Source organism: Pristimantibacillus sp. Z349TD_6, from assembly GCF_056173205.1.
The window spans coordinates 7,380,306-7,399,349 of the sequence record NZ_CM149662.1 but is presented as its reverse complement, the minus strand read 5'-3'; the positions used below and the strand labels follow the sequence as shown (position 1 = coordinate 7,399,349).

Genomic DNA, 19,044 nt, shown 5'->3' with positions numbered 1-19,044 from the left:
TGGATTAAAGCAGATGAAGAAGTGGACGATAGGGCTCGGCATTTTAATTATTTTAGCCGCAGCTGGAGCAGGTGCCTATTATTTTTATTTTGCTAAGGATAAGGAAGCAGCAGGTGTAATGCCTACGTCACTGACGGTGCAGGCGACAAAAGGGTCAATCGTAAAACAAATTAACGGGACAGGTTCGGTAGCAGCTAATTCGAGGGAATCGGTGACTGCCGGCAAGAGCGGCACCATAGCTACTGTGAATGTCAAAAAAGGAGATAAGATTAAAGCGGGACAAATTCTTGTTACTTTTGAGTCTGCGGACGACAATGATGACAAAATTAAATCGATCAATAAGAGCATCACAAAACTACAAGATACGATTACGGAATACCAACAAAGCTATAAGGAAGCAACGGGCACTGAAAACGAAGAGGCCACGAAGGCATCGCTTCAAAAGAATATTGAAAATGCAAACGATGAGATTGCAGACTACCAAGATCAACTGCAAGATATCTATGAAGCACAAGCAAAAGAGGAAAAAGTAGTGACAGCCTCCATAGATGGCGAAGTTACCGAAATGTCTATTGAGGTAGGCGATGAGGTGAATGCCAATACGGCAATAGCTACAATTGTAGATTATACGAAGCTGGAATTTGTTACATCTGTGGATGAGCTTGATATATCTGCTTTAAAGGTTAATCAATCGGCAGATTTGTCCTTAAGCGCGCTGACTGACAAGAAGATTAATGCAACCGTATCGGATATTGCGATGGAGGGTACTTCCAATAACGGTTCATCTTCATTTGAAGTGAATTTATTGCTAAAGAACATCGAAGGCGTGAAGGCGGGGATGTCAGGTGAGGCAGCCATTACAATTGCGTCTAAGGAAAACATCATTCTTGTACCGGTAAATGCTGTCGTCGAAATGGGCACAAGGTCTTTCGTTCGTATTCCATCTGACAATAGCGGAGCGGGTACATCGGCAGGCGCTGGACAGGCTGGGCAGCAGCAAGAAGGGGCAGCTGCTCCTGGTGGAGCTGTAGACGGGAAACAAGGAACGGCGACCGGACAAGGCACTACAACAAGCGGAGCGCAGAAAGCTCCGACGGGGGGAACAGGAACAGGGGCAGCGAGGCAAGGTGCTCAGGGTGCGCAAGGCAATGGTGTAAGAGCAGGCACAGGTCAATCCATTGCAGCAGACGGTTCGGCTTCAGCAGGACAATCGGGAGCAGGTCGTGCAGCTGCTGGCGGCGGATTTGCAGCTGGCGGTCGTGGCGGCCGCATGCCGGATGCGCTTGGCGGTCAGCTGGTTGAGGTGACCACAGGACTCAGCAATGAAAACTTTGTGGAAATTGTCTCAGGGTTAAAAGAAGGGGACAGTGTGCTTGTTCCGATTGCCCAAGGAACGGCTGGCATGGGCAGCAGCTCTGCGGAGACGACAATGCGGCAGGGCGGCTTTGCTGGCGACGTTATGGTTTTCCCAGGAGGCATGGGCGGAGGAATGCGGACAGGAACAGGTGGTCCACGATGAGTTCAACGCTGAATGGTCCATTAATAGAAATGAATAAGATCACGAAGTTTTATACGATGGCGCGTGAAAAAATGACAGTGCTCCATGAGGTCTCACTCACGGTTGCACGCGGTGATTTTCTAGCCATCGTGGGTCCATCCGGCTCTGGAAAATCGACGCTTATGAATATTATTGGCTGTCTTGATTTGCCGAGCGAAGGAAGCTACAAGCTTGAGGGACTTGAGGTGACTGGACAAAGCGATAATAAACTGACAGAAATACGAAATAAAAAAATTGGATTTATTTTTCAAGGGTATCATTTGCTTCCGAAGCTCACAGCACTTGAGAACTGCGAGCTTCCGCTTATTTATCGGGGGCTGCCGGGCAAGGAGCGACGTATGCGCGCGATGGAAGCGCTGGATAGAGTAGGGCTAGGTGATCGAATAAACCATCGCCAAAACGAGCTGTCGGGCGGGCAGCAGCAGCGTGTTGGCATTGCGCGCGCTCTGGCGACTAATCCGCCTATACTGCTTGCCGATGAACCAACAGGCGCGCTTGATTCTAAGACAGGCATGGAAGTGCTCAATATGATGGATGAGCTGCATCGCGCGGGTCAGACTATCGTTTTGATTACTCATGATATGGAAGTAGCCAAACGAGCAAGCCGTACGGTCATTATTCGGGATGGGGTGTTGACGGAGCGGGAGCAAGAGAGGAGGGACAGCGATGAAGCTTACGCAAGGTCTCAGGATGGCAGTCAAGAGCGTCTTATCCAACAAGCTTAGAACAATATTATCGATGCTCGGTATATTGATCGGTGTCGCAACGGTCATTGCGCTTGTAGCTATGGGGAAGGCTTCCTCCAATGAAGTGGCTAAGCAGGTATCTTCCCTTGGCAGCCCTAACTCGCTCTCCGTTAATATTCTTGGACGTGGAACAGTTACGACGCTGTCAGTCGATGAAGCGAATGAGCTTGGCGATGTCATGAATATTGCGGGTGTTGCGCCTGTGACGAGCACAACAGGATATGCGAAATACGGCAAGACGCAGGTATCCGTTACCGTAGAAGGAATAACCGCCGCTTATGAGGAAGTGAAAAGCTTTCCCGTACAGGATGGCAGGTATATCGCCTCTCCAGATATAACAAACAACACAAAGGTTGCGCTTATTGGCGTGGAGACCGCGAAGGATTTATTTGAGGACGAGAGAGTGGACCCTGCGGCGGCAGTAGGGAAAAAGATAACTATAAACGGTTATAATTTTACGATTGTTGGATTGCTGGAATCGCAAGGAAGCTCACTCAGCGGCTCAAATGACGAGAAAATATTAATTCCGATAACGACAGCTCAGAAAATATTTCAAACAAGCGGCGTTTCTACTATTAACTTAATTGTCTCGGATATAGATCGCATGGCTGCGACGGTTACTGCCGTTGAAGCTGTTCTCTATGAGAAATTCCGAGGCAATGAGAATGCCTACAGGGTGTTTAATCAAGAGGAAGCGATGAAAACATTAAATTCCGTTAATGAAACGATGAACAGGCAGCTCATTTATGTAGCGATCATTTCTCTTATCGTTGGTGGCATCGGCATCATGAATATTATGCTAGTGTCTGTAACAGAGCGAACGCGAGAGATTGGCATTCGTAAATCATTGGGAGCAAAAAAGCGGGATATTATGTTTCAATTTCTAGTAGAGGCGGTGTGCATCAGCGGTTTGGGAGGCGCACTAGGAATTGGGCTTGGATATATCGCCTCTTATACTATTGGAATGATTATGAAGACGGAAACGGAAGTACCTTTAGATACTGTATGGTTAGCTTTTGTCTTTTCTGCCCTCGTAGGCGTTATATTTGGCTATTTGCCTGCAAATAAAGCGGCCGGTCTGCGGCCGGTTGACGCGCTTCGCCATGATTAGACTTTTAGGTTCTACCCTATTATTTGTGCTCATAGAATGAACCATCAGGACCCGTATTAAGAGAGAGGGGGCGGCAGTGGCTGCTTCCTGCTTCCTTTTTCCGGCCAAGATGGAAGGAGAGCTCATGAGGCGAAGAAGAGGGACGTTTTCAATAGTTTCGATGATCGATCGTATGCGGACAAGCAGACCGATGGCCTTGTTTGCAATCGGAGCGATGCTTGGCGCATCTGTCATTCTAGTAAGGCTTTCAGTTGACGAGCTTCACGATGCGAAGGCTGCTAGGTCTTTAACAGACAACGCATCTATTAAAGCGGGTAATCAAACGATGCCGAAAACGGACATGTTGGATGATGCGGATGCGCTCATTCCATCTTCTGAAAATGATCTTTTAAATCGGCCAACGGCTGGTGATGGGAAGAACGGTGAAACGCTGGATGTGATTGATCGTCTCGTTATTCGTGTTTATTTAACGAAGGAAAAGCGGATAGAGCGAGTTCCGCTTGAAGCGTATGTTCGCGGTGTAGTAGCTGCGGAAATGCCAATCGGATTCGAGCTTGAGGCGTTAAAGGCGCAAGCCATTGCAGCACGTACGTATATGATTCGTAGAATTTTTCTTGGCAATGATAGCGGAGTTCCGGTAAAAGGAGCGGATGTGACGGACACGACCGATCATCAAGTGTATATTTCAGTTGCAGAGCTCGCAGCCAAATGGCCAAAGAATGAGCAGAAAAACAATATGAGTAAGCTTAATGAAGCGATCCTTCAGACGAAGGGCAAGGTTATCACTTATAAAGGCGAACCGATAGATGCTGCGTTCTTCTCTACCAGCAATGGATTCACCGAAAACTCGGAGGACTATTGGACGCAAGAAATTCCGTATTTGCGCAGCGTAGCAAGCCCATGGGACAAAGAGCTGTCGCCGAAATATAAAGAAACGGTCAAGCTGTCGCTTAACGAGTTTTACAGTAAGCTAGGAGTAGCAAAGAAGAACTCTGCCAAACCTTCCATTCGTGTAATAGAGAAGACGGAAGGAAATCGAATCAGCAAGATGATTATCGGAGACAAAACGTTCACAGGCCGAGAAGTGAGAGAGCTGCTAGGACTTGCTTCCTCTCAATTTATTTGGAATATAAAAGATAAATCGATATCCATAACGACTTTTGGTTATGGGCATGGAGTCGGCATGAGCCAGTGGGGAGCCAATGGAATGGCGCAATCAGGGGCAAAAGCCGAAGCTATTCTGGCTCATTATTATTCTAGCGTTCAAGTGGAACAAGCTTCGAAGCTATCGGAAGAGCTGAGAGCTCGCTCGTAATTTGAACTCTTTCAATATTTCGTATTCACCTCACGTATAAACCTAGCAGATCTGGTAACAATGGCTAGTGAGGTGATAGAAAATGAATGATCAAAATCAAAGTAAACCGAAGCAAAGACCAGAAGAAACTCCCAAAACTGTTCTGGGAGGAACGTCTGCCGCCAAATCTAGCAGTGGATGGAAGAACCTTTTTGCAAAGCGATGGGTATCTCCAGCAATCTTCATGGCCGCGGCAGCAATTATCGTAACCTTAATGTGGATCTATCAGGGGGCGGATACAAAACCGACAGCGACAACAGGAAAAACCGAGCCTTCTGAAGTTACACAAGGGGAAGCGTCAGGAACGCAAGGCAAGGATGAAGAAGTGCAAGAAGTTATTGCTGCCAACGAATCGATCCATTGGCCGCTAGCTGACAAAACAGTACTTAAAGAAGAGCTTCCATTCTACGATGCAAAAGCAAGTGACGCAGAACGCGAAGCTGCATTGATCCAAACGGGTGACAAGTTCTCTCCTCATATGGGTATCGACTTTGTTGACCCAAATGGAAAAACATTTGATGTGCTTGCAGCATTATCAGGCAAGGTTACTTATGTGGAGCAGCATCCAACTAACGGCAACTCCGTCGAAATCACACATGAGGGCGGTCTAGTGACTGTTTACCAAAGCTTAGCGGATGTAACAGTTAAAGAAGGCGATGATGTTACGCAAGGAACAATAATCGCAAAAGCCGGTCGCAATGATTTGGAACGCGATTTGGGTATCCACCTTCATTATGAAACAAGAAGCAATGGCAAGGCGATAAACCCAAGCTCGTTAGTCCAAGAGTAATACAAGTTAAACCATAACGTCAGGTTAGTAAAAATAGGACTTTAGTCGTACAGGCGGGGAGCAATTCCCTGCCTGTTTTACGTTTTTATGAAAATTTATTCACATTCCTGCCTGTCAAGCTTGGCCACAACGAATATATACGGTGCCTACTCATATAATGTACCAAACTATCTCGAGTAGGGAGGCGGGAACGTGCACGATTACATTAAGGAGCGAACCATTAAAATAGGCCGCTGCATCGTGGAAACGAAGCATACGGTGCGGACGATCGCCAAGGAGTTTGGTGTGTCTAAAAGCACTGTGCACAAGGATTTAACTGAGCGGCTTCCTGAAATAAACCCCGATTTGGCCGATCAGGTAAAGCACATTCTCGAGTACCACAAATCGATTAGGCATCTGAGGGGAGGAGAAGCGACCAAAATTAAATATAAAAAAACGAGTACAAAAAAGCGTGAAGTACTCGCAGCAGGCAAGCATTGAAGTTTTTTCACGAATTATAGAGGAATTTTGTCTTTTTTGGCGAATAATAAACGTTAGCGGTTTCTGTGTCAAGGGAACCAAATGTACGTTTTGTAATTATTATTCGTTGGGGGACTTAAGCCTTATGTTGAGCAAGGATATTGGGATTGATCTTGGTACTGCTAATGTATCCATACATGTAAAAGGAAGAGGCGTTGTTCTCGATGAGCCTTCTGTAGTTGCCATTGAGAGTGATTCAAAACGCGTGCTGGCAGTTGGCGAGGAAGCGCATCGCATGGTAGGCAGAACGCCGGGCAATATTATTGCGATTCGTCCGCTGCGTGATGGTGTTATTGCGGATTTTGAAATTACGGAAATTATGCTTAAAGCATTTATTGATCGCGTGGAGGGACGGAAATGGTTTAGCCGTCCCCGTATTCTTATCTGTGCTCCAACCAACATTACTTCTGTGGAGCAGAAGGCTATTCGTGAAGCTGCAGAACGCAGCGGAGCAAAAGAAGTATTTCTTGAGGATGAACCAAAAGCCGCTGCGATAGGGGCTGGAATGGATATCTTCCAGCCTAGCGGCAATATGGTCGTTGACATTGGCGGAGGCACGACAGATGTAGCCGTTCTTTCTATGGGCGACGTTGTCACTGCCTCCTCCATTAAAGTCGCAGGGGACAAGTTTGACGATGCGATTATGAAGTTTATCAAGAACAAATACAAGCTTCTAATCGGTGAAAGAACAAGCGAGGATATTAAAATTAAAATTGGTACTGTGCTAGAGGGCGGAAAACAGGAAGAGATCGATATTCGCGGTCGCGACATGGTTTCAGGGCTTCCTCTCACATTAACGATTCGTTCAGGAGAAGTTCGTGAGGCGCTATGGGATTCCGTAATGTCCATCGTATCGGCTGCTAAGGCTGTGCTGGAACGCACGCCGCCTGAGCTGTCAGCGGACATTATTGACCGTGGTGTTATTTTGACAGGTGGAGGCGCTTTGCTTGGCGGACTAGATTCGCTTCTAGCAGAAGAGCTTAAAGTACCTGTGCTTATTGCGGAAGATCCGATGCACTGCGTCGTTAAGGGAACGGGAATCCTTCTAGATAACTTGGACAAGCTCGGGAAGAAGTAAAGACCGTATGCGGCCTATATAATAGATGATTTGCGCGGGTAGGGAGCCTTAGGGGGGCGTAGCCGAGGCGTAAATGAGTCATAGGTCGCATGGACAAGCTATTCAGGCAGCCTTGCTTTCAACCGATAACATATATAGCTAGGATCGATTGGAAGCACTAAGGGGGTAACAACGGATGTTAAGAGGATTGTACACCGCGGCGTCAGGCATGATTTCTCAGCAGCGCAGACATGATACGGTGACGAACAATATTTCGAATATTAATACGCCTGGTTATAAGCAGACAAACGCTGTAACTCGTTCGTTTCCGGAAATGATGCTGTCATTGACAGGCGCGGGTCCGGAGAATTTTACCAAGATCGGTAAACTGACTAACGGTGTATTTGCGGAAGAAAGCTTGTCTATTCATTTGCAGGGCGATCTAACACAGACGAACAACTCGTCTGACTTTGCTTTGATCTCCAACATTGAAGTAGACGGGTTGTCCTTTGACGCTTCCGGTAAAAATATAAGCCCGGACGGAGAGATTACTTTTCAGCCTCAAGCCTTTTTTACACTACAGGATCAAAATGGCGAGGTTCGGTATACGCGGGGCGGGAAGTTTACGCTGACCGAGGATGGCTTTCTTATGGGAAGTGACGGCTCGAGCGTGCTTGGAACGAATGGTCAGCCGATTCGGATGCCTGCCGGTGTAGGTCTAGACAGACTCGTACTGACTGATAATCAACGCTTCGTTGATGCCAATGGGCAAGATATCGGCGTTCAATTGCTAATTAGCCGTGTTGATAATCCGAATATGCTTGTGCGCGAAGGGAACGGAAGCTTCCGATTCTCGGGAGAGGGCGGCGAAGCTGTCGCTATCGCTCCGAATGAACGCGTGGAAGTGAGACAAGGCTACATAGAACGTTCTAATGTTGATACCGCGCAAGCAGCTATTGACCTTATGTCAGCGCTGCGTGCTTATGAAGCTAACCAGAAGGTTATCCAATTTTATGATCAAAGCTTAAGCAAAGCCGTCAACGAAGTCGGTCGCGTGTAACAACAGGTTGAAGTAGCGGAGGTGCACGAAACATGAACAGTTCAATGATTAACGCTATGGTATCCATGAATGGTCTTCAACAAAAGCTGGATCTTCTTGCGGATAACATTGCTAATGTGAATACGGTTGGTTACAAAAAGAAGGAAGCTACCTTTGAGGATCTTCTTACGAACTTAAGAACTCAGCCGGAAGCTTTCAATCAGCCTGGCCGTAAAACGCCGATGGATTTCACACAAGGCTGGGGCTCAAGAATGACAATGGTTCAGCCCAATTTGTCCCAAGGTCCAATGCAGGGAACCGATAAGGACACGGATATTGCGATCGAGGGAAATGCATTGTTCGAGGTGGAAGTGGACAACGCTGGCAACCGTGCTTATACACGCAATGGAGCGTTTCAGTTGACGGTCGGCGCAAACGGTGATACGATTTTGGCAACGGAAGACGGATATCCAGTCGTAGCTAATGTAAGAAATGCTGTGACAGGAAACGTGGTTGAGGGCAATATCGTAGTACCACAAGGGTACAGTTTGCGGGTTAATCCAGATGGAACGGTGCTAGGAGTATCTTCCGAGCGCACAATTCCGCTTGGCAGCATTAAGCTGCTCCAAGCTTCGCGTCCTGCGGCATTGACTGCTGTTTCTGATAACCTGTTTGTCGTTGCAAACGGAATTAATGCTGGTGATGTCGTGCAGCAGACCGTGCCGAACTCTGAAAATAACATTGTGCTGCGTCAAGGTTACTTGGAGCAGTCAAATGTCGAGCTGACGGACGAGATTACCGAGCTTATTAATGTGCAGCGCGCTTATCAATTGGCAGCTAGAGCGTTATCGTCAAGTGATACGATGATGAGTCTTACCAACGGGCTGCGCGCATAAGGATAGGATGATGTGAATGAGTATGGCCGATGAGCGAATGGACCACGAAGCAAGCGGATCCGGGAGTAAAGCGGAAGAGAAAAGCTCAGGGAGGCAGAAGCGCGCCAGTCGCGTGAAGGCTGAAGAGAAGAGCTCCAATAAGAAGCAACGGCCCAAAGGGGTAAGCATGCTGCTGTGGCTTTTGCGCAAAAGCATCGTACCGCTCATAATGATCATTATGCTTGTGGCAGGCTTGTACATTGGTTACGCTGTAATAGGCAAGCAGCCTGAGGATGAGGTTTTTAGCTGGGCTACATGGCAGCATCTCTATGACTTAGTGTTTGCTGAATCGTAATCAATTAAATAGAAGAAGGGATGCCCGCTTTGCAGTGTATGCTGCGCAGCGGGCATCCCTTTTTTTGATAGCCTACATTATTTGTGCAAGTGAGAAACTCGTCGTGTAACGAGGTAACGAGCTTCTCACTTGCTGCATTTTTGAACTATTTTACACTTACTCTAATCGTAACGCTTTTACCTGCATAGGTTGCTTTAATGGAGGCAGAACCTTTGCTAACTGCAATGATTTTACCATTAACCACGGTTGCGACACTCGCTTTGGAGGATGTCCAAACGGCATTGTCGGTAACGTCAGCCGGGTTTCCAGTCGTAAAGTTAGCTTGCAGCTTAGCCGAATAGCTTCCTCCCGGACTGAGCTGAACCGATTTGCTGGATAGTACAAGTGATTTCAGTTTAGGTGAAATCACGATAGGAACGGTGACCGTTTTGCCTTGGTATGAACCAGTAATCTTAGTTGTTCCTACGGCAATTCCTTTAACAGTGGTACTGCTAACGGTTGCGATATTAGGATTGCCAGACTCCCAGTTCATTTTTGAACCTAGTGAAACCTGCTTGCCGCTCTTGTAGTAACCTGTAACCTTAACGGATTTGGATTTTCCAGGGTAAAGATCTAGAGAGATAGGGTCAACAACAAGCTTGACGATTTCTTCCTCTATTCTTACACGTACCGTTACACTCTTAGTCAGGTAAGTAGCAGTGAGCGTGATGCTTGTCACATCTAAGCCCTTCATCGTCGTTTCTTTCAATACGATATCATCTGATGAAGCCTTCCATTTCACTCTGCTCGAAATATTCTCTTCTTCTCCGTCTTCATTAATAACGGTTACGGAAGGGAAAGGCGTTTCTTTACCTAAAATAATGCTAAGTTCCTTAACGTCGGCAATCAGCTTTAACGGCTTCATGTGAACGACTAATTTTACATCCGCTTTATAGTTTTGAAGAGATGCTGTAAGAACGGACTCTCCGAGTGCTTTGGCTGTCCATTGACCATCTTTAATTGTTGCAATCTTCTCATCTGCGGATGACCATTTTACGATTTTGGATACATCTACCTTCGAGCCATCAAATGTTGTTGCCATGACTCTAGGAAGATCCTCGCTAATATCGGTATAACCATCGATCGTTTCCGTTTCAATACTAAGTTCAGTTATGCTCGGATACACTGTAATCTCGATGCTGCGGCTTACACCTTTGTAGCTGGCTGTAATTCTAGTTGTACCGACGGATTTAGGGCTAACCAATCCATTTGATACAGTAGCGACTACAACGTTTGAAGATGTCCAATCGGCTAAGGTGGTTACTGGAGAAGAGAAATTTTTATTGTCGAGAACATCGGCTGTTACTTGAAGATTTGCGTCCTGAAGCTGCAGATGATATTCCTTCTCTGGAGAGAGCCTGATTGATTGGTAAGGCGTACGTATGACCACATCGATCGTTGTACTAACCCCTTTATGAGATACGGTGATCGTCGTTTTTCCGGCGCTTACTGCAGATACTACGCCTTGTTTAACTGTAGCAACTTTTTCATTAGCACTAACCCATTTTGCATCTTTTGTTACATCAAGGATCGAACCGATCTTTGGATTGACGGATGCCGTTAATACTTTATCATCATTGCCGATGTCGATTTCGACTAGCTTGCCAGAAGTACCTGAATCAATCGTAATTGATTTGTAAGGGGAGGTTACATTTAATGTAATCGCATCGGATTTACCTTTAAGCTTGGAGGTAATTGTAACAGCTCCAACACCTAACAGTTTAATAATACCTTCATCCACGGTTGCGATCGCTGCGTTCGATGTTGTCCAGACAGCGTCACCTGTTACATTTTGCGGCTCTTTGTTTGCTTTCAAGCCGTTTAGCGTGAAGGCTAGATTTTGACCAATCTCGATATCCAGCGTTGTTGGAGCGGTTACTCCGTTCTGCATGAGGCTTACGGAATCATAGATATAGTCAGATGAAGACTTGATAGAAATGGTGAAGCCTTTATAAGTAGCGCTTATCGTTGCGGTTCCCTTGCCTACACCCGTTAAGACGCCTTTTTCCACTTTGACGAAAGCGGTATTCGATGATTTCCATGTCGCATCGGCAGTAACTTCTTTTCTAGTGCCTGAGCCTGTTGCGAAAACGGCTAGATTAACCTTATCATCTTCAACAAATGTTTCCAGTGATGATGTGTTGCTGTTGTAGTCCGATGGGTCATAGGTGAAATCAAGGCCGGTAACCGTATCTTCTGCGGCGTTGACAATGCCGGTCATGGAAGTCATAACCATTACGATTGCAATTGTAGCTGCAAGCCACCTGCGAGTTATTTTCAACGACTTATTCAAGCGTAAACTAAAATTCACTACATCCCTGTCCTTTCTTGTTTAAAGTAATTGGTATTCTATTTATAACGGTAAGAAGATGGTGAAAATGAATAACGATCACAAAATGTATACATAAAAAAATTGCAAATAGTCAGTTAGAACTAACTTCTGCAATTTGTTCCGCTTATTAGGAACAGCGGATAGTTTTATTTTTACGGGAGGTAGTTGTATAATAGTTGGGAACCATGGTGGACCGTCAGTTATAGGTAGAGGAGCGTGAATAGTTGAATCTGCCGAATCTATTAACATCATTGCGTTTTTTATTAATCCCTGTCTACATCGTGATTTTTGCGGAAGGACATATGATTCCTGCCTTTTTGATTATGGTAGCAGCCGGAATAACCGATGTTCTTGATGGTTATATCGCGCGCAGAACCGGTCAGATTACAACGGCTGGAATGATGCTTGATCCGCTTGCGGACAAGATGATGCTGATCACTGTTATTGTATCGCTGCTCGTATCCGGCCATATTTCCTGGGCTGCGGCTGCAGCGATGTTTTTGCGCGATTTGGGCATGATAGCGGGGGGATTCTATTTTCACTTCCGAGGGAAAAAGACGGTGCCTGCCAACTGGATGGGAAAGCTGACAACTGTGCTCTTTTATGCAGCGATAATGCTCATTTTCTTTGAAGCGCCGAATGCTCATGTTTATTTGTGGGGCGTTATTGGCTTTTCATTCATTACTTCAATGATGTATATCGTCATGTTTAAAGCGCTGAATAAACACATAACAGAAACACCTACTGGACATTCGTGATCATCAAGTCACTACATATGAACAAAGAGGCTTGGCGGAGGACACTTCGGGTCCAAGCAGCCAAGCCTCTTATCTTAACCTTCATAAACTGCAGTTTATGAGGGATATGTATAGTGTCGTACAGAATGACACTTTTTATACTACCTAACTTAACTATTGAGAGGGGCTTTTTTTTCATGTTGGATATTAACCAAATTCAAGAAATCATTCCGCACCGCCCGCCGTTTCTGCTAATCGACCGTATTTTGGAGGTTGAGCCAGGCGTACGCGCAGTCGGTCTTAAAAATGTTACGATGAATGAACCTTACTTTGTAGGTCATTTTCCGGGTTATCCGGTTATGCCAGGCGTGCTTATAGTAGAAGCGCTTGCGCAAGTAGGTACTGTAGCGATGCTGATGATTGAAGCCAATCGTGGAAAGCTTGGTTTTTTTGCAGGCATCGACGGCTTCCGCTTTCGCGGTCAAGTTAAGCCTGGCGATACGTTGACGCTTGAGGTCCAGATTACAAGGCTGAAGGGCTCTATTGGAAAAGGACAAGGAACAGCACGGGTTGGCGATCAAATCGTTGCCGAAGGCGAGCTTATGTTTGCTTTATCTAATCCTTCATAAATTAAAATTCATGAATGAAAGAGGCTGCTAAATATGACGAACGAAACGAATGCTAATGTTATTGCTAAATATGAGGCGTGGCTTAATGATCCGTTGATTGATGCAGGAACAAAGGACGAGCTTCGCGGTATTGAAGGACAAGAAAAAGAAATTACGGATCGCTTTTATCGTGACCTTGAATTTGGTACGGGCGGCTTGCGCGGCGTAATGGGTGCAGGAACGAATCGTTTGAATACGTATACGGTTGGTAAAGCAACACAGGGACTCGCAAATTGGCTGCTTGCTGGCAAGTCGGCGGATGGAGCGGCTCCTTCTGTTGTTATCGCTCACGATTCCCGCAATAACTCACCTGAGTTTGCACTCGATGCAGCGCTTGTGCTTGCGGGCAACGGCATCACTACTTATTTGTTCACAGCGCTTCGTCCAACACCACAGCTTTCTTTTGCGGTACGTGCGCTGAATGCAGCCAGTGGAATTGTCATTACGGCAAGCCACAATCCACCTGAATATAATGGTTACAAAGCATATGGCGCTGACGGCTGCCAGCTTATTCCTGAGGAAGCTGAACAAGTTATTTCTGCTATCAGCCAAATCGCGGGTTTCGATGAAGTAAAACGGGTTTGCCGTGAAGAAGCTGAAGGAAAAGGCTTGCTGCGCTGGCTTGGAGATGACGCCGATCAACAATTTATTGATACGGTAGTTGCTCAGAGCTTGAATGCTGACCTTATTAAAGGTGAAGTTGGAGAAAAAATTAGTGTTGTCTTCACACCTCTACATGGCACTGGCAACATGCCTGTTCGCGAAGTGTTGAAAAAGGTTGGTTTTAAAAATGTACACATCGTACCGGAGCAAGAGCAGCCGGATGGATATTTTAGCACGGTAAAGTCTCCTAACCCGGAAGAGCGCGAAGCGTTCACGCTTGCGATTAAACTGGCGCAGCAGGTGAATGCCGATATCATTATCGGTACTGATCCTGACGCAGACCGTATGGGTGCGGTTGTGAAAAACAATGAGGGCGAGTACGTGGTACTCACTGGCAACCAATCGGGTGCGCTAATGGTTCATTATGTGCTAAGCCAGTTGAAGGAACGTGGACAGCTGCCAGACAATGGCGTAGTGATCAAAACGATCGTAACTAGTGAACTAGGCGCAGATATTGCCCGTTCCTATGGTGTAGCGGTTGAGAACACGTTGACCGGCTTCAAATATATTGGTGAGAAAATGACTCGTTATGAGCAAACAGGAGAGCATACCTTCCTATTTGGCTACGAGGAAAGCTACGGTTATTTAACTGGAACTTATGCGCGTGATAAAGATGCGATCGTTGCTGCGCTATTAATTGCTGAAGCTGCAGCTTATTATAGCAGTCAAGGAAAAACGCTATATGATGTTCTTTTAGAGTTATACGCTGAGCATGGCTTCTATTTGGAAGGCTTGGAGTCGCGTACACTTAAGGGACTTGATGGCGTGCAAAAAATTGGCGCTATTATGGATGACTGGCGTCAAAACCCGCCTGCAGAAATCGGCGGCGTCAAAGTGGAGCGTGTGCTTGATTACGGCAAAGGCCAAGATGGCTTGCGTCCGGAAAATGTATTGAAATATTTGCGCGCAGATGGCTCATGGTTCTGCCTTCGTCCATCTGGCACGGAGCCAAAAATCAAAGTTTATTTTGCGGTTAAAAGTGAGTCGAAGGATGCTGCTGTTGAGGCACTGCAAACATTGCAAGCCTCCGTTATGGAACGGGTAGACTCTACCGAATAGTACAATAATTAACCTGTTTAGAACGGAGGAATTGTGTGTTTTTACGTTGGCAGCAATGGAATCGGCGCGCAAGATTCGCATTATGGATCATTGCAATTATCGGGGTGGCGGCAGCATTGCCGCTCGGTGCCGTTCGGATGGAAATGGAAAAATCGTCGAAGCAAGTAGAATATGTATTTGATTATCGGGATATTATTGAGGTGGCGGAGCGTCAGGCTCGTCCGCAGCAATTTTTAACGGAAAAGCTGGAGATGCTCAAGGAAGCTGGCGTCACTACAATGGCTGTTTATGAGAGCTCTCTGAAGGATCTGCAAATTTCCGGCAGACTTACTTTTTACAGCTCCAGAGATGCTGCATTGCTTCAAAGTAAATTTGAGCCGGTAGGCCAAAACTTTACTTATATTTTGTTCAATGGGCCCAAAGAAGAAGAAATGATTGGACCGATTGTTCGCGAAGCGCTTGATCGTTCCGAGGCTGTGTATAGCAATTGGTCGTACGGTGGCCGAAATGGCTTAGTCGTTGAGATGCCTATTGCAGAGGCAGTTATGAAGACGATGGATTTTGATCCGATTTCACTTGAAACGATTCATAATGCCGGACTTCAAATATTGCCTCGCTTATCTGACCGTATTAAGCCTTATGATCAGCAGGCAACAGATGCTATGCTTGCGAAATTGAAGGAATACGATGTAGACCGCGTATTGTTCGACGGTGACAAAGTAAAGGGTGCATCCGATCAAGCGATGGATAACAGCCTTTATCAGTTCGGAGAACTACTCAAAAAATACGATATGGGCGTAGCGACCATAGAAAATTTGAAAAAACCGCAACAAGGCATAAATAAATTAGCTTATATTACAAATTATAATGTAGTGAGATTATATTCATTGTCGGAGAACGACGGTATGACGATGACGCCGGAAGCTATTGCTGATCGTTTTCTTTTAGCGGCGAAGGATCGTAATATCCGGATGTTTTTCTTGAACGGGACAGCTCAGTCCAATACGGATAAAGCAAAGGTAGTTCACTCCTTGGACCGCATTGCTGAGGCAATGAGTGACGAGGGCGGAATCGTAGATAAGCTCTCGGACGCCGGCTTTACGCCAGGCAAGCCAAAACCGTTTGATCATGAGCAGCCTTCTTGGAATAAACCGCTGCGTGCAATCGTTGCTGCGGCTGCAGTAGCACTGATTACTTTGTTAATCGGCGCATTTATTCCAGGCGTTTATATTCCAGTTTATGCGATTGGCTTAGTTGGAAGCGCAGGCTTGTACAAGCTAAACAGTTCGCTTATGGAGCAAGGACTTGCATTAGGTGCTTCAATTGCAGCCCCTACGCTGGCTCTTATATGGGTAATGAATCGGATTTATTCCCGTACCGTTGGCGAGCGTCGTGTTATTGGCGGAACGAAATGGTCAGTAGGAAGAAGCCAGCAAGGGCAGACTCCTCAGCAGCCAGGTGCTGTATATGAGAACGGCAATCGTATGAAATGGATATTCCCTGCCATATCTACGGGAAGACGTTTTGGTCTTGCTCTGAATTGGTTTATTGTGGCGACGCTCATCTCTCTTATGGGAGCGCCGATGATATTCGGATTGTTGAACAATATTACGTACAATCTTGTATTGGAACAATTCCGCGGCGTAAGTGTGCTGCATTTGGCTCCGATTATCCTTGTGGCCATTTATGTGTTTTTCTATAACGGTCAAACATCAATCGGAAAGCTGCGCAAGCTGCTTTCTCAACCTATTACTTTAACATGGATTATAGTAGCTGGAGTTATTGGCGTTATCGGCTTCTATTACTTGTCTCGTACAGGGAATGGTGGACAAGCACCTGCTATTGAGCTGCTTATTCGCGGTTGGCTGGAAAATACATTCGGCGTACGACCGCGCTTTAAAGAGTTCATGCTTGGTCATCCGCCGCTGCTGCTTGGCTTGTTCCTTGCACTTCGTTATCGTGCGGCATGGCTGCTTGTTATCATTGGTTCGATCGGTCAATTGACGATGGTTGATACGTTTGCACATCTTCATACACCACTTCACATTTCGATGATTCGTGTAGCGCTCGGCTTGGGTACAGGTATCATAATCGGATGTATCTTGATTTTGGCATGGCAGATCGTGGAAGGAGCAATTCGTAAATGGGCACCAGCCATCATCCGCAAGTTCGTCGAATAGTAATTTCAGGCTATTATGGCTTCTACAACAGCGGTGATGAAGCGGTACTCAAATCGATATTGCTAGCACTAGAAGAAGAAGGCAAGGCGCAGGGCGTACAAATTCAGCCGATCGTTTTATCAGGTGATCCAGATTGGACAAGCCGTATGTACGGGGTTGAAGCTGTCCGCCGCATGCATCCAGGAGATCTATGGAAAGCATTGAAAGGCAGCGACGGTCTAATAAGCGGAGGCGGAAGCCTCCTGCAGGACGTTACAGGCGCCAAAACGATTCCTTATTATACTGGCGTCATGAAGCTGGCCCAATTGCTGGGTAAGCCAACATTCGCTTATTCGCAAGGGATTGGCCCTGTGATTCGGCGCTGGATGGACCCTATGATTCGCGGAGTAATGAAGCAAAGCGCATATGTATCCGTTAGAGATGAGGAATCCGCTGCTTTGCTTGGACGAATCGGCGTGCCTAGTGATCGGATCGATGTTGTTCCTGATCCGGTCATGGGCTTGCCGCTCCCTGCGGGTTCATCAGCGGCTGGACAAGCTTCCGACCCTGCTGCTGCGCCGCTGGTCGGTGTATCGCTGCGCCCCTGGCGCAGTGACGGCGCCGATCTCGAACGCGCCGCCGATGCGCTAGTCGCGCTATCGAAGCGCATGCCTGTCCGGCTGCGCTTCCTGCCGTTCCACACACCCTCCGACACTGTAGCGTCAGAGCAGGTGCTGGAACGGCTGCGCGGCAGGCTCGGCGACGGTTCCACCGCCGAGCTGGCCGCGCCCGGCGACGACCCCCAGCAAATGCTGCTGGAGGTCAGCCGGTGCGATGCTTTGTTCGGCATGCGCCTCCATGCGCTTATTTATGCCGCCGGCCAAAGGGTTCCCATGCTTGGCCTCTCGTACGACCCGAAGATCGACCAATTTCTGGGTCGACTTGGCATCAAAGCCATCGGCACGACGGAGCAGCTCGATGCCGAAAAATTCGCAGAAGCAGCGAGTTTGCTGCTGTCTGACAAAGAGGGCTGGCAGGCAAAGCACAAGCCAGCAATCGATCTTTTAAAACAACAATCGCAAAGACCGGCGCAACAAATTGTACATTTGCTGCGTCATACATTATCGAGGTGAGTTCCTCTTGTCGAAACAACTACCAACTGTGCCGTTATACGGCATACCATTCTCCAAAGTGGGCATGGATGACACAGTCAATTACTTAATAGAAGCGATCGAAGAAAGACGCGTAACCCATGTGATTACCGCTAATCCGATCATGATTATGTCTGCCGTCGAGGACCCCAAGTATAGTGCGATGATGCGGCGCGCAGATCTTATTGTGCCTGATGGTGCAGGAGTTGTATGGGCGGCCAAATACGTAGGACAGCCTGTTGCAGAACGTGTGACGGGGTTTGATCTCCTTCATCGCTTGCTGCATGAGGGTGAAAAGCGTAGATGGAAGGCTTACCTGCTTGGCACCTCACAGGAGATTATTGAAGCGGCAGCAGAGAAGCTGCAGCTGCAATATCCTCAAGTGAAAATTGTAGGCTATCGGAACGGATTTTTTGGCCCTGATCAGGATGAGGAAGTCATCGAAGAAATCCGTGCGGCTGCTCCTGATTTATTGTTTGTGGCACGAGGTGCGGATACGCAGGAGCCGTGGATTGTGAAATACAAGCAAAAGCTGGGCGTACCATTGATTATGGGCGTTGGCGGAAGCTTCGACGTTGTTTCGGGTAAACTAAAACGAGCTCCGAATATTTTCCAAAAACTTCGGCTTGAATGGTTTTATCGCTTGCTGCAAGAGCCTAAACGCTACAAAAGAATGCTTGTTTTGCCGAAATTCGTAGTGAAAGTGGTTCGCGACAAAGAAAACGTTACAAAACCTCGACCTACACCGTGAAATTCTCGTTAAAACCATCAAAATTGGTTGAAAACGGGGTTGGAGTTTCCTTTCCAATCGGAGTATAATTCACTTCGGTAG

The 19,044-nt window shown here is 46.8% G+C and carries 17 protein-coding genes; 16 read left to right on the top strand and 1 reads right to left on the bottom strand.

The features are described 5' to 3' along the window. The first annotated feature begins 13 nt into the window (after nt 1-13). From AC0VYE_RS32050 to AC0VYE_RS32005, 10 genes are all read left to right on the top strand, one after another. The gene (locus AC0VYE_RS32050) at nt 14-1,519 is read left to right on the top strand and encodes an efflux RND transporter periplasmic adaptor subunit (protein WP_475444837.1); all 1,506 of its coding nucleotides are present in this window, start codon (nt 14-16) and stop codon (nt 1,517-1,519) included. Then, nucleotides 1,516-2,283, top strand: a complete 768-nt coding sequence (locus tag AC0VYE_RS32045; protein WP_475444835.1) for an ABC transporter ATP-binding protein — start codon at nt 1,516-1,518, stop codon at nt 2,281-2,283. The genes AC0VYE_RS32050 and AC0VYE_RS32045 overlap by 4 nt, the downstream gene beginning before the upstream one ends. Beyond that, on the top strand, nt 2,225-3,415 hold the full coding sequence (locus AC0VYE_RS32040; protein WP_475444833.1) for an ABC transporter permease: 1,191 nt from the start codon (nt 2,225-2,227) through the stop codon (nt 3,413-3,415). The genes AC0VYE_RS32045 and AC0VYE_RS32040 overlap by 59 nt, the downstream gene beginning before the upstream one ends. A gap of 124 nt (nt 3,416-3,539) precedes the next feature. Further along, entirely contained in the window at nt 3,540-4,730 is a 1,191-nt protein-coding gene (gene spoIID / locus AC0VYE_RS32035) for a stage II sporulation protein D (protein WP_475444831.1), read from the top strand. Nucleotides 4,731-4,812: 82 nt separating this feature from the next. After that, nucleotides 4,813-5,559, top strand: a complete 747-nt coding sequence (locus AC0VYE_RS32030; RefSeq protein WP_076266223.1) for a M23 family metallopeptidase — start codon at nt 4,813-4,815, stop codon at nt 5,557-5,559. Between the two features lie 192 nt (nt 5,560-5,751). Then, nucleotides 5,752-6,039 carry a sporulation transcriptional regulator SpoIIID gene (spoIIID, locus tag AC0VYE_RS32025; protein ID WP_054025430.1) on the top strand — a complete coding sequence of 96 codons (288 nt, stop codon included), beginning with the start codon at nt 5,752-5,754 and terminating at the stop codon, nt 6,037-6,039. A gap of 124 nt (nt 6,040-6,163) precedes the next feature. Continuing rightward, the gene (gene mreB, locus AC0VYE_RS32020) at nt 6,164-7,156 is read left to right on the top strand and encodes a rod shape-determining protein MreB (RefSeq protein ID WP_076266222.1); all 993 of its coding nucleotides are present in this window, start codon (nt 6,164-6,166) and stop codon (nt 7,154-7,156) included. Nucleotides 7,157-7,331: 175 nt separating this feature from the next. After that, nucleotides 7,332-8,195, top strand: a complete 864-nt coding sequence (locus AC0VYE_RS32015; RefSeq protein ID WP_076266221.1) for a flagellar hook-basal body protein — start codon at nt 7,332-7,334, stop codon at nt 8,193-8,195. A 32-nt stretch (nt 8,196-8,227) separates the two neighbouring features. Next, the gene (locus AC0VYE_RS32010) at nt 8,228-9,070 is read left to right on the top strand and encodes a flagellar hook-basal body protein (RefSeq protein ID WP_076266220.1); all 843 of its coding nucleotides are present in this window, start codon (nt 8,228-8,230) and stop codon (nt 9,068-9,070) included. Nucleotides 9,071-9,086: 16 nt separating this feature from the next. Then, nucleotides 9,087-9,404 (top strand): DNA-directed RNA polymerase subunit beta, encoded by a 318-nt coding sequence (locus AC0VYE_RS32005; RefSeq protein WP_083681610.1) that lies wholly within the window; start codon nt 9,087-9,089, stop codon nt 9,402-9,404. Between the two features lie 145 nt (nt 9,405-9,549). On the opposite strand, the gene AC0VYE_RS32000 is transcribed toward AC0VYE_RS32005, so the two are convergent. Then, nucleotides 9,550-11,754: an Ig-like domain-containing protein gene (locus AC0VYE_RS32000; RefSeq protein ID WP_475444825.1), complete on the bottom strand. Its 2,205-nt coding sequence runs from the start codon at nt 11,752-11,754 to the stop codon at nt 9,550-9,552. Nucleotides 11,755-11,999: 245 nt separating this feature from the next. Here AC0VYE_RS32000 and AC0VYE_RS31995 point away from each other — a divergent pair, with 245 nt between their 5' ends. From AC0VYE_RS31995 to AC0VYE_RS31970, 6 genes are all read left to right on the top strand, one after another. Continuing rightward, on the top strand, nt 12,000-12,533 hold the full coding sequence (locus AC0VYE_RS31995; RefSeq protein ID WP_475444823.1) for a CDP-alcohol phosphatidyltransferase family protein: 534 nt from the start codon (nt 12,000-12,002) through the stop codon (nt 12,531-12,533). Between the two features lie 176 nt (nt 12,534-12,709). Further along, on the top strand, nt 12,710-13,141 hold the full coding sequence (gene fabZ, locus AC0VYE_RS31990) for a 3-hydroxyacyl-ACP dehydratase FabZ (RefSeq protein ID WP_056631018.1): 432 nt from the start codon (nt 12,710-12,712) through the stop codon (nt 13,139-13,141). 33 nt (nt 13,142-13,174) lie between these two features. Beyond that, on the top strand, nt 13,175-14,902 hold the full coding sequence (locus AC0VYE_RS31985) for a phospho-sugar mutase (RefSeq protein WP_475444821.1): 1,728 nt from the start codon (nt 13,175-13,177) through the stop codon (nt 14,900-14,902). A gap of 35 nt (nt 14,903-14,937) precedes the next feature. Then, a complete protein-coding gene (locus tag AC0VYE_RS31980; protein ID WP_076266216.1) occupies nt 14,938-17,082 on the top strand; it encodes a DUF5693 family protein in 2,145 nt (714 codons plus the stop codon). Continuing rightward, the gene (gene csaB / locus AC0VYE_RS31975; RefSeq protein ID WP_475444819.1) at nt 17,046-18,194 is read left to right on the top strand and encodes a polysaccharide pyruvyl transferase CsaB; all 1,149 of its coding nucleotides are present in this window, start codon (nt 17,046-17,048) and stop codon (nt 18,192-18,194) included. Before AC0VYE_RS31980 ends, csaB begins: the two co-directional genes overlap by 37 nt. Nucleotides 18,195-18,258: 64 nt before the next feature. Further along, nucleotides 18,259-18,963: a WecB/TagA/CpsF family glycosyltransferase gene (locus AC0VYE_RS31970; RefSeq protein WP_339209776.1), complete on the top strand. Its 705-nt coding sequence runs from the start codon at nt 18,259-18,261 to the stop codon at nt 18,961-18,963. Nucleotides 18,964-19,044 lie beyond the last annotated feature (81 nt).